The following is a 14490-nucleotide window of genomic DNA, read 5'->3' as shown; positions in this document are numbered from 1 at the left end:
TGGGCAGGCCCCCTGCCCGTTTTCTCTTTTGACTGTTATGATAGTATTGGTTTGGGGATTTTTCCGCATGGAATGGAAGAAGGGAACGAAGCGGCATGGCTGAAGCAATGGGATTCACCATAGCGGATGATGTGTTTCAGTGGATGAGAGAAGGGTGCTCCCAGGGCGTTCGCCCAGGGCTGGACCGGATGGAATGGATGTGTGCCCGTCTCGGCAACCCGGAACGCCGACTGAAAATCATCCACATTGCGGGCACTAACGGCAAAGGATCGACAGCCGCGATGACGGCATCTATACTTAGGCAGGCGGGTTATCCGACCGGAATGTTCACTTCTCCTTATTTGCAGCATTGGGGAGAGCGGATTACCATGGATGGGGACCCCATCCCGGAGTCCGAATTTGTCCGTTGGGCGAAAGTCGTAGCCGACCTGACAGAGGAACGGGCGGCGGCAGGGCTTGACCGGGTGACAGAATTCGAGTTTTGGACATTGGTTGCTCTTTTATACTTCGCCCGTGAGGCCGTTCCTTGGTTTGTCGTCTGGGAAACGGGTTTGGGCGGGCGGCTGGATTCCACCAATGTTGTCCTTCCCCTCGTATCCGTTATTACCAATGTAGGACATGATCATCAGGCGTTTCTTGGGGAGTCCATCCCAGAGATCGCTGCGGAGAAAGCGGGGATCATCAAGGCGGGAGTGCCGGTAGTGAGTGCCGTCGAAGACGAGGAGGCGCTTCTCGTTATCCGACAGCGAGCGAAAGAAAAAAACTGCCGTCTTTACCTGTTGAACCGGGATTTTAAAGTGGAATCCTTTCCTGAAAAGGGAGCGGAAGGGGAGGCTTTTACATTTATCGGTCCCTACCGTTCTCTTGAGAAGGTATCCATCCCTTTGAAGGGGGCGCACCAGGTAAAGAACGGGGCCATGGCCCTGATGATATGTGAGGTGCTGCGCCAGTTTTATGCAACGCTGCTGGATAAGGAGACAGTCCGCCAAGGGCTGGAGAAAGTGTTCTGGCCCGGCCGGTTGGAGACAGTGGCTGATTCGCCCCGCATTCTGCTTGACGGGGCTCATAACCGGGAGGGAGCCCTGGCACTTGCCGACGCTCTAACATCTTATGAATATGATCAGCTGCACTTTTTGACAGGAGTGATGGCGGATAAAGAACGGGAGAACATTCTCGCCCCGTTGCTGCCGCTGGTGGATACGGTTACGGCTACGCAAGCGAACCATCCCCGTTCTCTCCCGGCTGTCGAGCTGGCGGATACCATCCGGTCCCTGAATCCGGAGATCGCGGTTCGGATTGCCGAGAAACCATGGGAAGGGCTGGCTCAACTCCGAGAGGAAGCGGGAGGCCGGGATCTGATTCTGGTGGCTGGAACCCTTTTCCTGGTAGGGGAGATTCGTCACAGCCTAAGGACGCAGAAATGGGATAAAGGTGGGTGAGTGGGTTGCACAAAGGAGAACATGTACATTTTGTGGGGATTGGTGGTTACGGGATGAGTGCGATTGCCCGTGTGTTGCTGGAGATGGGGCACCGGGTGACCGGCTCCGATGTGGCCGTGAACAAATTGACGGAAAGCTTGGAAGTCAGAGGGGCAGAGATTCATCTCGGGCATGATGCTTCTCTCATTGATGGAGCCGACCGTGTGGTCTATTCTTCCAGTATTCCCAAAGGTAATGTGGAGCTCAAAGCGGCTGAAGCACAAGGGATTCCTGTCCTTCACCGTTCGCAAATGCTAGCAGCCCTTCTAAACGATAAAAAGGGAATCGCGGTCGCCGGTGCACACGGCAAGACGACGACTTCTTCGATGATTGCTCAGACATTGGAGGAAAATGAAGCGGACCCGACTTATGTGATCGGTGGCGAGGTAGTCGGCCTCGGCAGTAATGCCAAAGCGGGTCAAAGTGAATATGTGGTTGCGGAAGCGGATGAAAGTGATGGGACTTTTCTTGAATACTATCCCCATATTGCGATTGTTACCAATATTGAACCCGACCATCTAGAGAATTACGATGGCGATTTTGAAAATCTGAAGAAAGCCTACCAACAGTTTCTGCGCCAAGTTAAAAAAGATGGGGTTGCTGTCCTAGGCTGGGATGACGGGTATTTGCGGGAGATCGCCGGAGAGTCTGACGCTCAGGTGATCACGTATGCTTTAGACCGTCCGGCGGATTATACCGCCGTTGATATTAGGCAGCGTTTCAACGAGACCCGTTTCACCGTGAAACGGGGAGAGGAAATTCTGGGCGACGTCATGATCCAGGTTCCTGGTCGCCACAATGTGGCCAATGCCCTGGCGACGGTTGTGGCCTGCCTCGAAGCGGGACTTTCCTTCGAACAGATCGTTGAAGGGCTGGCTCGCTTTCAAGGGGCAAAACGTCGTTTCCAGGTTATCGGGGAAGCGGATGATATTCTGGTTGTCGATGATTATGCTCACCATCCGACGGAGATCCGAACCACCATTAACGGCCTGAAAGCGATGGAACGCCGGATTGTCGCCGTATTCCAGCCTCAGCGGTATTCACGGACCCACCTCTTGATGGAGGAGTTTAGTCGTGCCTTTGGAGAGGCTGACCAACTGGTGATTACCAGTATTTATTCTCCGCCGGGAGAAGCCCCCATTGAGGGGGTCACCTCAGAGAGGCTGGTGGAGATGGTGAAGGTCAACAGCAATCCCCATACCGTATTCCGTAATACCAAAGAAGATGTGGAAGCCTATCTGATCGAACAAGTCCGCCCCGGAGATCTGGTGATTACCATGGGGGCTGGCGATATCTGGCGTGTCGCCCACAATCTGGTCCCTATTCTTGAAAAGCGGAAAGAGCAAGCAAGACAATAAGATATTTGCCCGCCCTTCAAAGGCGAGCGGTGCTCTTAAAAAAGCAATTTTCCGATACATGAAATGGGAGGAAATTCCCGATTATAGGAAGAAGGAGGGACATGGAGGTTTCACGCTGATTGATTTGGGGTAACATAAAAACGTTAAAGTGATAGCATGTTTGGATAAAGGTGGGTTAATGTGAAAAAAGTCTCAAAGTCTGTTTTTTACACATCGGTTATCATCTCACTTCTTTTCATCGTCTGGGGTACGGTGGCACCTAAAAATGTTGCTGCAGTCACCGGAGATATCCAGGAGTTTCTTCAGGTCAAATTCGGATGGTTTTACCTCCTAGCAGCGACGGCTTTTTTGATCTTTGTGCTTATGCTGGTATTTACCCGGTACGGGAACATCCGGCTTGGAAAAGACGATGAGAAACCGGAATACGGGTTTATCACTTGGTTTGCGATGCTTTTCTCCGCTGGTATGGGTATTGGTCTTGTATTCTGGGGTGTTGCAGAACCTCTTACTCACTTTACCAGCCCTCCGATCGGTGAAGGTGGGACTCGGCAGGCAGCGGAAAATGCGATGAAATACTCGCTGTTTCATTGGGGCCTCCATCCCTGGGCCATCTATACCTTGATTGCCCTTGCTTTGGCCTATTTTAAGTTTCGCAAGGGCGCCCCTGGCCTGATCAGTGCTACCTTCACCCCTTTGTTGGGGGATCGGGTAAACGGACCGATCGGTAAAACGATCGATATCCTGGCGGTCTTTGCTACCGTTTTCGGAGTTGCCACATCTCTCGGGCTCGGTGCTGCCCAGATTACCGGGGGTCTCTCCATCGTTTCCCCTGCCATCGATAATACCTTCACAACGCAACTGATTGTAATTGCTGTCGTCACTGTCCTATTTACGTTTTCTGCCATATCGGGGCTGGATCGGGGTATCCGAATCCTCAGTAACGTCAATATTACGTTGGCCACCGCTCTGATGTTGTTTCTTCTATTTGCCGGACCGACTATGTTCATCATGAACTCTTTTGTCACCACTATCGGCGCCTATCTGCAAGATTTGCCTGAGCGGAGCCTCCATATCACGCCTTTCCCGAAATCCCAGGAAGCTGCCTGGACCCAGAGCTGGACAATTTTTTACTGGGCATGGTGGATCGCTTGGGCACCTTTTGTTGGAACGTTCATCGCTCGGGTCTCCCGAGGTAGAACCGTGCGAGAGTTCATCCTGGGAGTTCTTGCCGTTCCTACTCTCTTTAGTGCACTTTGGTTTGCGGTATTCGGCGGCAGTGGGCTCTATGCCGATATGTTCAATGACTTGGGCATTTCCAAGATCGTTACCGATCAGGGTCCGGAATTTGCCCTCTTCAAACTCCTTGAGAGCGTCCCCTTGGGGATGGTTTTAACCGTGTTGGCCATTCTGCTGATCAGTACCTTCTTTATTACCTCAGCGGATTCCGCTACGTTCGTTTTGGGAATGCAGACTACCAATGGCAGTCTCAACCCCGCCAACTCAGTCAAACTTTTATGGGGGGCTATCGTCGCCGGTTCCGCCGCTGTGTTGCTCGCTTCCGGAGGCTTGCAGGGGCTCCAGACGGCGTCGATTATTGCCGCTTTCCCCTTTACCTTTATCCTGATTGGGGTGGCTGTTTCTCTGTTCAAAGCGTTCCGTGCAGAAAATCCAGCACCCCGACGAAGCCGGGTGAAAACAGGTTAACCAATCCGAATCATGAACCCTCGAGAATTTCTCGGGGGTTTTTCAATCGGTATTTATCAATATTGTGACGGGGCTGTTTTCTCTTTCGGGAAATCGATTACACTGGTTAAGGAAACCTTGTCGCTGGATGCTTGATGCGGCGGAGTGAAAGGAGAGGTCAATCTTGGTGAAAAGACGGCGTCGATATCATCGAGGGGTGTTGCTCGTGGCTGTTGTTTTGTTGCTTGCGGGAACCGCCGCTGGATGTGGTGCTCCCCAAAAGGAAGAATCGGCAGGCGATCAAAAGCAGGAAAAGCGGCAACCCCTTAACTGGAAAGTTCCTGAATACGAATTCACCGACCAGGACGGCAAACCTTTCGGTTCGAAAGACTTAAAAGGACAACCCTATCTGGTGGATATGGTTTTTACCCGTTGTCCGGATGTTTGCCCTCCGATGACAGCCAATATGGTCCAATTGCAGAAGAAGATGAAAGTGGAGGGGGCGGAAGTGGACATCGTCTCTTTCAGTGTCGATCCTCATCATGACACACCTAAGGTGCTGAAACGTTTTGCAAAGAACCACCATGCAGATCTCACCCGCTGGCATCTGCTGACGGGCTATCGTGAAAAAGAGATCAAAAAATTGGCCTACAAGGGATTCAAAAGCGAAGTACAGAAGAGAAAGCCCCAGTCTAAGGGGGATCCGCTCACCATTAACCACCCGGTTTCTTTTTTCCTTGTGGACGGTGAAGGGAAGGTATATGAACGCTACAACGGCTTAGATCCGGAGGAAGAAAAGATCATCGAAGATATTAAGCGACTGAAAGGTCAAGAATAGAAAAAGGTCCCCGATCGGGGACCTTTTTTTGTTTAAGCAAGGGATTTTTTCTTTTGGCGGGGGATCCATCCCCAGCCGAGCAGCCAGCCGGCTCCCCATCCGAGGAACAGGAGGGGGAGTCCCCAGGTTGAGGGGGCGTACCAGAAGAGGGGTTGGGGAAGCAAAATCAGGGTGGATTGTACCCCGATGATCCGGAAGACGAGGCGGGAGAGGTCCCGCTGTTTCTGTCCTTCTGGCAGGGGATAGAGACGGAACCAAGGCTGAAACCGATGGATGCGCCGGATCCAGGGAAGCTGGATCCCGGTGACGAAGAGCGCTACCGCCAGAATGATTATCCCCGTCGGCAGGGAGGGGCGAAACGTCAGTAGGAGGATTGCCGCTACCAAGGTTAGCCGGAGGGTCGCGCCAAAAGGCTCGCTGTGACGGAGGAATGTGCGAAGGTACAGATAGAGATAGGTATTATCCGGACGGCTGGAAACTGCCCCTTCCAAAAAGGCAAGCCAGCGCCGTGGGCGAACTTCGTTACGGATATGGGGCACTTCGACGAACTGGCTGGCAAGCCGGTAATAGGCGGAAACCGTCTGCTCTTCCTGAGCGATCAGCCTCTCCCAAGGGATGAGGGAAGATGGTGGCTGGCGGTGGAGCTTATGCCATGTGATCAACCCGAGCCACAAGAGAGCGGCAGGGATCAGAAGGGGATGAAGGCGGCCTTCGAAAAGCCAGAGCAGAATCAACAGGTTCGTACCGCCCCGCAACCAAAGAGAGGAGAGAGAAGGCGAGCCACCGGTAATCTCCAGTCGGAGCATGTATAAATTCCAACTCTTTAGCAACAGGAGCAGGATGAGAGCGAAAACAAAGAAGGCGGTTCCTCCGATCCCCGTATAGAAGAGCGGGGCTAGGAAAAGCATCCATACAAACGTGTGACCGAGTTGAAGAACAAGATTGTAAAAGAAGGCCTTGCGAAAATAAACATCAAGTTCCTCGCGGGCCGGAAAAAGAAAGTAGGGATCAGCCGGTTGGACAAAGGTTCTATACCGTGATCGGGTTAGCACAACAGTCAGGATGACGGCCAACAAGATCCCTGTCGGGAAATCCGCTGGGAGCCATTCCAAAAAGCGTTTGTAGCAGAAATAAAGGATAAGGAGAGCGAAAATAGGAAAAGCCTGAAGGCTTTTGGCGATCAGGGCGGCGTAACGGACTCCTTTAGCCCAGGTTTTTTTCCGTCGCTTTGCGAACAGGGATTGGATGCTGTTCATCGGTTTTCGTCCTTTGACACATGGATGAACAGGTCGTCCAGAGAAGCGCCGGAAAGACCCGCCTGCTTCCGCATTTCCTCCAGCTTGCCGCTGAGGACGATCCGGCCTTTCTTCAATAGAACAAACCGATCCCCATACTTTTCTGCTGTGGCGAGGACATGGGTGGAGAGAAGAATACCGGTTCCCTGCTGCTTCAGCTGAAGCATTCGCTCCAGCAGGGAGTGTATAGCCAGAGGATCCAAACCGATGAAGGGCTCATCCACGATCAGTAGTTTCGGTTGAACGAGGAATGCACACAATACCATTACTTTCTGCCGCATCCCCTTGGAGAACGTGCTCGGATACCATTCGAGCACGTTTTCCATCTGGAACTCGCGCAAAAGAGGTAGGATCCTCTCTTTCCACCGGTCGTTGAGGCTGTAAGCCATTGCGGTCAATTCTAGGTGTTCCTCCAGAGTGAGTTCAGGATAGAGATAGGGAGTTTCCGGTATGTAAGCTACCTGTTTACGGAAACGGACTGACTCCTGTTCCGTAGAAATTCCGTCAAAGAGGATTTCTCCGCTCCCGGGATGGAGAAATCCGAGGATTTGTTTGATCGTCGTGCTCTTGCCCGCACCGTTCAATCCGATCAGCCCTACGATTTCACCGGGTCTGACAGTAAAGGAGATATCGTGGATAACGGGTTGCCGGGAGGAATACCCCCCGGTTAAGTTTTTGATTTCCAGCAAAGAAAGACCCTCGCCTTCGCAGATGATTCCATCACACTTGTCATCTTATCCCAGTGGGACGCAGGTGTCCAGAAGGGGCACATACCGAAGAGCCACCAGCCATAAGGTGAAAGAAGAGGGAGGGGTTTGCGTGTCGGTAAAACGGGAGGAGAGGGGTTCTGTCACGAGCATGTGCCACCACAACCAGGAGGTTCTTCTTTATGTCAAGATGATGATCGGGCGGGCTGGTGTGGAATGGTCGGATACGGTGGGGGAAGGAAGTTGATCCGGGATGGATGGATGGACAGGGTGAACCGGGAGATCGGGCGGCTAACCGATTTTTTGATCCAAGAGCAGGGGCCGGATGGGCGCTGGACCTTTTGTTTTGAGAGTAGGCCGATGACGGATGCTTATGGCATTCTTTTTTTTCGACTTCTGGGAATGGGAGAGGAAGAGATCCAGGGGATGGCCCGCCGCCTGGAAGGATTGCGGGACAGTGACGGACTTTGGCGGGTGTATCCGGATGAAAAGGAGGGGAACCTTTCTGCTACCCTGGAGTCAACCCTGGGCTTAATGGCTGCTGGAAGGTTGGAGTCGGGGAGCCCGGAAATCGAGCAAATTCGTGAATGGGTCCGGTTCCGGGGCGGCCCGGCTCAGTCTTCCTCTCTTACCCAAGTTATGCTTACCCTTGTCCGGTTGCTGGATTGGTCCCGTCTTCCACGGGTCCCGGTGGAAATTCTGTTGTTGCCCAGGTGGCTGCCAATCAGTTTCTGGGATCTTGTCGGATATGCCCGTGTCCATGCCGCCCCCGTTTTACTCGCGTCCCATCGGCGCTTTTCGACCCGCATCCCAGGACTGCCCCTGGACTTGTCCGGTTGGGGGAAGACAGGACGAATAGCTGAAATTCGGCAGGAAGGTGAATTGACGGCACGGGTGAATGATCTTATTCAACCGTACCGACTAGGAAGAAGGCTGGCTGGGGCTGCCCTTGCCCGCGGTGAACGGTTTATTCTCGATCGGATTGAACCTGACGGCACCTTGTACAGCTATTTCAGCACCACCTTCTTCATGCTTTTTGGACTGATGGCGCTGGGTTATCCAAAAAGGCATCCGATTTTCCGACGGGCGGCAGAGGGGCTGAAGTCGTTTTTGTTTCCCATGGGGGAAGGGCTTCACATGCAGGAAACGACTTCAACGGTATGGGATACCTCCTTGATTGCCGGGGCACTGACAGATGGGGGGATGAAGGCGGACCATCCGACTCTTCGCCGAGCAGCCTCCTACCTTGCAGTCCACCAGCATCATCGTTTCGGAGACTGGTCGTTAAAGAACCCGCGTGTATGGTCTGGAGGGTGGGGGTTTTCCGACATCAACACGATCAATCCGGACTGCGACGACACGGCATCCGCCCTAAGAGCTCTAGCCCCATTCGCAACTAGTCATCCACGTTGGAAGCAGGGTGTTTACTGGTTGTTGTCGATGCAGAATCGGGATGGAGGCTGGCCTGCTTTTGAAAAAAATACAGATAAAAAATGGCCATTGAAGCTCCTCCAACAGGATACGGCCCCTGCATGGACGGACCCTTCCTCTAACGATTTGACGGGTCGTGTTCTTTATTTTCTCGGTCGGGTGGCCCGCTTTGACCTTTCCTGCCCGGCGGTTGGAAAGGCCGTTGGCTTCTTAACCCAAAGCCAAGAAAAGGATGGTTCTTGGTTCGGACGCTGGGGGGTCACCTATTTGTACGGTACATGGGCTGCTCTGACCGGTATGGCGGCAGTAGGGATCGGGTCGGCGTATCCTCCGGTGGCCCGCGGGATGAAATGGCTGCTGGACGTTCAGAACGAGGACGGAGGTTGGGGGGAATCTTGCCGTAGTGATCAGGAGCGCCGTTATATCCCTCTTGGTATGAGCACCCCTTCCCAGACAGCTTGGGCCCTGGATGCCTTGATCGCATGTTCCGACAAGCCGACACCGGCGATCCAAGCCGGAATTCGCCGTTTACTAGAACTAACTGAAGAGAAGGGCATCGCCGTCCAATATCCTACCGGGGCCGGACTGGCCGGCCAATTTTACATTCACTATCACAGTTATCGGTATATTTGGCCGCTGACCACCCTGGCTAACTATCGAAGGAAGTTTGGCGGGAAGCTGTAAAAAAATCACCTGAAAATAAAACCATTTTCCCCTCATATTTCCTCGTTCATAGTATAATAGAACCGTCAGCTTGGAAAGGGGTGGGGAAAATGGAGTGGGCCTTCCTGTGGGTAGTCGGCGGTTGGTGGGCGGGAGGAATCATGGAAAGATTGGCCGCTGTTACCCTGCAGCGAGTCGCACCCGACCCGTCTCTGAGGCCGCTGTCCATCCGCTTTCTTTTCCCTTTAGGATGTGCAGTAGGCTTCACGGTCATCTGTTTCGTTCATACGGATACGGAAGAAAGAGTGATTGGCTGCTTTCTCTTCCTGTTTCTGTCGGCTGCCTTATTGACCGATCTTTGGTGCCGCTTAATTCCGGATCGGCTCACCATTCCGGCCTTTTTTCTTTTTTTTCTGCTTCGTCTTGTAGACGGAAAAGCGGCTTCTTCCCTGATAGGCGCTTTCCTCTGCGGAGGAGTATTGGTACTTGCGGCGTATCTGTCTGGCGGGGGGATGGGTGGTGGAGACGTCAAACTGGCGACCGCAGCCGGGGCTGCACTCGGTTGGCCTGTAGCAGTCGTAGGCTTGGCCCTGGCTATTATGCTCGGAGGGGTTGTTTCGACCGTTTTGCTCCTTGTCGGAAAGGTGGGCCGTAAAACGGCTTTACCTTTTGCTCCGTTTCTCTTAGCCGGGTTCTTATCGGCCTTCCTATGGGGGCAGATGTTGGCGGATTGGTATCTCTCCCTCCTAGGGTAACCAGGGGTGGCGATCGGGCGTCTTCCGACACCATTGAATTGGATGCCTATAAATACGTGACATTAGCCGCCTAGAAAAACGGGAGTTCCAGCTGGGTAAGTGGTTCTGGGGACAGTGGCGAATGCTCTGCAACAAGAGGAAAAGGTGACGCTGACCGGTTACGGGAACTTCATCGTACGTAAACGGCCGGGACGAATGGTTTGAAACCCGAGAAATGGTGAATCCATCCATGTTGGTGCTAAACGCATGCCGGCTTTTAAACTGGGCAACAAGTTGAAGCAAATCGTGAATGGTTAAATCCATGGGGCGTCCGAGGGGCGCGATTCCAAAACATTTACGCATAGGAATTTTTCAGAAAAGCGACCAGCCGGTTTTGAGGATGGGATAGAAGCTCCCGGTCGCTGATTCTCCATGTATGGTTGTTCTGTGAATGGCGGACAGCGATAAAGTGGGATTTTCCCGCCGAGACGAGTTTAAACCCTTTCGCGCGGCAGTCCCTGCAAAACTGGTCGTCTTCCCCCGCATTGCGACGGGAAAAACGAACTTTATGAAACACCCGTTTTTTAATGAACAGCGTGGCGCCGGGCAGCAAGAACGGGGATGGGACCTTCCTTAGAATAAGGGCGTTCGACCCCTGAAGCCAGATGTAATGACTTCGTTTACCGACCACATCGGCTTCAGTTTGTTTCATGACCCGCATGCAGTCGGTTAAATAGGAAGGCGCATAGTAATCATCGTCATCAAACTTGGCGATATATTCGTATCGGGCCCGGCTCACTCCAAAATTCAAACACTCCCCCAGGGAAATACTCTCCGAAAGTTGATAGACCGACACCTGTGGAACCTGTTTCGCTGCCTTTTCGTATACGTGCAGGGGCAGTTTGTTGTGATTCAGGATGACGATCAGTTCTTTTCTTCTCCACAACTGTCTTCGATAGTTGCGGAGAAGGTGATGGATATTCAAAGCACGTTTCGTGCATGTGATGATGGTAATCCCCGAATTGTTGGGCAGAGTCGCATTCACGGTTTCTTTCTCCTTCCTCAAAAATCTCTTCTGCTATTCTACGAAAGGTTGATAGATCATTTGACGGCTAATCCAGCGGGTGATAAGTGGAAAATACGAGGCTTTGTTCTTTCTGATCCCGTATGTCAATCTTGCAGGTATCCACCCTCACAAATAGATGAACTCCTGGATAGGATAATGGTAGTTTACAAAAACGTTCTTTTACGGTGATGCCACCGCAAAGAAGACAGCAGAGGTGAGTACCTCCATGAATCGGGGATCGAAAAAGAGGGGGAAGAACGGCGTTTCCATCATTGTCTGTACGAAACGTCCCCAGTGTATCGATCGAATTTTCAACAACTATCGGAGACAAGCTTACAAAGAAAAAGAATTAATCATTGTATTGAACCATAACAGGATGGATTTCGCTCCATATAGGCTCCGCGCCAAAGACTACCAAAAAGTACGGGTATATCAGCTTCCAGAAGTCGCTTCCCTGGGGGCATGTTTGAACTTTGGAGTAGGCAAGGCCCAGTATCCATTGGTGGCCAAATTTGATGATGATGACTACTATTCTTCCTATTACCTTTTGGAGGCTGTCCGGGCCATGAGCGAAACCGGGGCAGACGTAGTGGGCAAACGAACGATGTACGTCTATTTAAGAGAAAAGAAGCTGTTGCTGATCCGCCGTCCGGGGATCGAGAACCGGTTTTCTCAAGTGGTGGCCGGCGCCACTTTGGTGGCCAAACAGGAAGTGTTTCGAAAGGTCCGGTTTCCGGATTCCACACTGGGCGAGTGTTTGTCGTTTTTGCGGGGTTGTAGGAAAAAGGGTTTTAAAATATATTCGACCAGCCGATACAATTTTGTTGCATACCGGCGACAGGATCATAAAAGTCATACGTGGCAGATTCCGTATCCCGTTTTGATCCGACAATACAGTCGAATCGTCTCCTTCACCCGCAATTATAAAAAGTGGGCAGACAAGCCGATTTTGTGATCCTCCTCAAGAAAGAGGAAGGAAAGAATTTCAACAAAACAAATGATCGGGGAATTATTTATAGAGGAATCAGTAGGAAAACAGCCATTTATAAAACCAAATTTTCACTTGTTTGCGGTCGCTTCTCATCTGTTAGCGGATGCCATGACCCCTCAAGGGATCCCGTTACTATGGCCGTCATCCCAACCGTTTCGTTTGCAGATTCCAGGCTACAGGATTTACACAGGGCACCGAGTCGATCATTGGACAGGGGCGGTTGCTCTATCATTTTGCACTCTCTTCTCCCGGGTTCTACTTTAATCTAGCAGGACATACATATGGTAGTACCAGATGGGAGAAGGGGACGATAGACGATGGAGAAACCGCGAATCACCGTTCGTTTGAATGGATTGGCAACGCACCCGTCACAAAAAATCGCGGGCCTGTCGTGCAATAGTAAAGAGAAGGAAGGATTGGAAACTGTCGCGAAACCGGAAGGCAGAGAGAGGGGGACTAGGGAGCCCGACCGAGCACGGACTCCCTGGACCGTGCTGGAGGTGGATGAAGAGGGAATCGAGTGGGGAAGTCCGTATTCCCGAAAGCGTTCAACTCAGGGTAAAAAGGCGGTGGGGGCTCTCCTGCTCTCCATCGGGGCGGCTGTCATGATAGGGACTTTAATGGGGGTTGTGGTTCTTTCCCTCTTTTTCCCTGAAGGAAGTGACTCTTCCGCCGGATCCATCGATTCCCACCTGAAAACCGTGCCAAGCGAAGTGGAAAAGGAGATAGCTGGAAAAAAGAAGGAGTCAAAACAGGAGATCCCTACGGTAACGATTCCCAAATTGACGGCTGTTCTTGTCCAGGGAGGGACTTTTCAGGAAAAAGCAGGAGCCGGCAAAACGGTGATGAATCAACGTACCCAAGGGCTGGCTGCTGTAATGACGGATAAAGCTCCCTACCGGATCTATCAGGGGGCAGCTCTGAACAAAGGAGAGGCTCAAAAACTGTCTGCCGGTTTCAAGGAGAAAAAAGGAGAAGTCTACTATAAAGATATTCAGCTGGGAAAAGATGTTCCTCTTCCTAAAGGGGCCGAAACCGCTTGGAAAAAGGACCTTCCTACGGCTCTCCGGGAAGGAAATCGAATCTTCACCACAATGGCAAAATTGACGGTGAAGGGAGTCTCCTCTCCCGGTACAGACCTTGATTTTCAATCGGCACGCAAAGATGTCAACCAAGCCTACACCCGCTTTTCCAAAGTTAGGGATTCTGTGGAAAAAGGGCTTTCCGATCAGACAATGGCAGATTGGATACAGATGGTACGGGCAATGGATTTGGTGGTGCAAAGCACACAGACGGAAAAACCTAACAAAACAGTATTGTGGCAAATCCAGGAAGGATTGGTGAGGTACGCGCTCGCCTATGAAAAATTTATAGAGACCCTTAGTTGAAGCGGGGATTGTTCCTTGTGACCGGGTTTTGATTTTGCTAAACTGAGAATTATCAAGAGCGATTGTAATCCTGTCAAAAGAATGGAGGGGTGGAAGCAACCCTGCTGGGTCTCGTCCTTTTCACTTAATGACAGGAATTGAATGTTATTCCCGACTAAGTATAAAATAAGGAAACTATTAACAAACTTTGTTGCAAGTGTTAAGGAGGTCGGGACCCCATGCAGCCGGAACTCGTACTTGCTTCCGGGTCTCCACGGCGGAAGGAACTCCTGCGTTCTTTAGGTGTTCCTTTTTCTGTCCACCCAAGTTCTGTGACGGAGGAAGTGCCGGGTAGCCCGTCACCTGGGGAACTGGTTGAAATCCTGGCCGCCAAAAAGGCGTTGGCGGTGGCACATACCAAACGCTACGCTGTGGTGATCGGGTCGGACACCGTCGTCTCCCTCGAGGGAGATATTTTGGGGAAACCCGCCAATCATGCGGATGCAGTCCGCATTCTAGAGCGTCTTTCGGGACAAGCCCATCAGGTTTATACCGGAATCACATTGGTGGAAGTAAATGAAGGAAAAGTGAGAAGGCGGTTGATCGACCATCGAGTGACTGAGGTGATGGTTCGAAACATGGATCGGGCGGAGATCGAGTGGTACGTATCTACTGGCGAACCGATGGATAAGGCCGGCGCCTACGGGCTTCAGGGGATCGGTTCTCTTTGGGTAGACTGGATCGATGGATGCTATACCAATGTGGTAGGTATGTCGCTGCCTCTACTCTACGATATGCTGAAAAAAATGGATTACCCTGTGCTTTACCCATTACCCACTCCGGAACAATAAGGTCTCACCTTCAGCGAATACAACCAGA

At 51.9% G+C, this 14490-nt stretch carries 14 protein-coding genes and 1 pseudogene; 12 read left to right on the top strand and 3 right to left on the bottom strand.

What is annotated here, in order from left to right:
* The first annotated feature begins 95 nt into the window (after window positions 1-95).
* The 4 genes from ACFOUO_RS16370 (at window position 96) to ACFOUO_RS16355 (ending at window position 5357) form a co-directional block, all read left to right on the top strand.
* Window positions 96-1439 carry a bifunctional folylpolyglutamate synthase/dihydrofolate synthase gene (locus ACFOUO_RS16370; protein ID WP_380706204.1) on the top strand — a complete coding sequence of 448 codons (1344 nt, stop codon included), beginning with the start codon at window positions 96-98 and terminating at the stop codon, window positions 1437-1439.
* A gap of 5 nt (window positions 1440-1444) precedes the next feature.
* Window positions 1445-2836 carry a UDP-N-acetylmuramate--L-alanine ligase gene (gene murC, locus ACFOUO_RS16365; RefSeq protein ID WP_380706203.1) on the top strand — a complete coding sequence of 464 codons (1392 nt, stop codon included), beginning with the start codon at window positions 1445-1447 and terminating at the stop codon, window positions 2834-2836.
* 180 nt (window positions 2837-3016) lie between these two features.
* Window positions 3017-4540 carry a glycine betaine uptake BCCT transporter gene (locus tag ACFOUO_RS16360; protein ID WP_380706202.1) on the top strand — a complete coding sequence of 508 codons (1524 nt, stop codon included), beginning with the start codon at window positions 3017-3019 and terminating at the stop codon, window positions 4538-4540.
* Window positions 4541-4706: 166 nt separating this feature from the next.
* Window positions 4707-5357, top strand: a complete 651-nt coding sequence (locus ACFOUO_RS16355) for an SCO family protein (protein ID WP_380706281.1) — start codon at window positions 4707-4709, stop codon at window positions 5355-5357.
* Between the two features lie 32 nt (window positions 5358-5389).
* Here ACFOUO_RS16355 and ACFOUO_RS16350 read toward each other — a convergent pair whose 3' ends face one another.
* Together ACFOUO_RS16350 and ACFOUO_RS16345 are read right to left on the bottom strand one after the other, a co-directional pair.
* Entirely contained in the window at window positions 5390-6613 is a 1224-nt protein-coding gene (locus ACFOUO_RS16350) for an ABC transporter permease (protein WP_380706201.1), read from the bottom strand.
* Window positions 6610-7341, bottom strand: coding sequence for an ABC transporter ATP-binding protein (locus tag ACFOUO_RS16345; RefSeq protein ID WP_380706200.1), 732 nt, complete (start codon window positions 7339-7341; stop codon window positions 6610-6612). The genes ACFOUO_RS16350 and ACFOUO_RS16345 overlap by 4 nt, the downstream gene beginning before the upstream one ends.
* 130 nt (window positions 7342-7471) lie before the next feature.
* On the opposite strand from ACFOUO_RS16345, the gene ACFOUO_RS16340 reads away from it, so the two are divergent.
* The 4 genes and pseudogenes from ACFOUO_RS16340 (at window position 7472) to ACFOUO_RS16325 (ending at window position 10505) form a co-directional block, all read left to right on the top strand.
* A complete protein-coding gene (locus ACFOUO_RS16340) occupies window positions 7472-7606 on the top strand; it encodes a hypothetical protein (protein ID WP_380706199.1) in 135 nt (44 codons plus the stop codon).
* The gene (locus tag ACFOUO_RS16335) at window positions 7603-9474 is read left to right on the top strand and encodes a terpene cyclase/mutase family protein (protein ID WP_380706198.1); all 1872 of its coding nucleotides are present in this window, start codon (window positions 7603-7605) and stop codon (window positions 9472-9474) included. The genes ACFOUO_RS16340 and ACFOUO_RS16335 overlap by 4 nt, the downstream gene beginning before the upstream one ends.
* A gap of 89 nt (window positions 9475-9563) precedes the next feature.
* A complete protein-coding gene (locus ACFOUO_RS16330) occupies window positions 9564-10208 on the top strand; it encodes a prepilin peptidase (protein ID WP_380706197.1) in 645 nt (214 codons plus the stop codon).
* A gap of 99 nt (window positions 10209-10307) precedes the next feature.
* Window positions 10308-10505, top strand: a pseudogene (locus ACFOUO_RS16325) (HU family DNA-binding protein).
* Between the two features lie 37 nt (window positions 10506-10542).
* Here the strand turns inward: ACFOUO_RS16325 and ACFOUO_RS16320 are convergent.
* A complete protein-coding gene (locus ACFOUO_RS16320; RefSeq protein WP_380706196.1) occupies window positions 10543-11232 on the bottom strand; it encodes a glycosyltransferase in 690 nt (229 codons plus the stop codon).
* A 247-nt stretch (window positions 11233-11479) separates the two neighbouring features.
* On the opposite strand from ACFOUO_RS16320, the gene ACFOUO_RS16315 reads away from it, so the two are divergent.
* The 4 genes from ACFOUO_RS16315 (at window position 11480) to ACFOUO_RS16300 (ending at window position 14462) form a co-directional block, all read left to right on the top strand.
* On the top strand, window positions 11480-12208 hold the full coding sequence (locus ACFOUO_RS16315; protein ID WP_380706195.1) for a glycosyltransferase: 729 nt from the start codon (window positions 11480-11482) through the stop codon (window positions 12206-12208).
* A 42-nt stretch (window positions 12209-12250) separates the two neighbouring features.
* On the top strand, window positions 12251-12508 hold the full coding sequence (locus ACFOUO_RS16310; protein ID WP_380706194.1) for a metal-dependent hydrolase: 258 nt from the start codon (window positions 12251-12253) through the stop codon (window positions 12506-12508).
* Window positions 12509-12561: 53 nt separating this feature from the next.
* On the top strand, window positions 12562-13632 hold the full coding sequence (locus tag ACFOUO_RS16305; RefSeq protein ID WP_380706193.1) for a hypothetical protein: 1071 nt from the start codon (window positions 12562-12564) through the stop codon (window positions 13630-13632).
* A 218-nt stretch (window positions 13633-13850) separates the two neighbouring features.
* A complete protein-coding gene (locus ACFOUO_RS16300; protein ID WP_380706192.1) occupies window positions 13851-14462 on the top strand; it encodes a Maf family protein in 612 nt (203 codons plus the stop codon).
* Window positions 14463-14490 lie beyond the last annotated feature (28 nt).

This window comes from Salinithrix halophila, assembly GCF_042650125.1.
Taxonomy (GTDB): Bacteria; Bacillota; Bacilli; order Thermoactinomycetales; family DSM-45169; genus Salinithrix; species Salinithrix halophila.
This window is presented reverse-complemented; position numbering and strand designations above follow the sequence as displayed.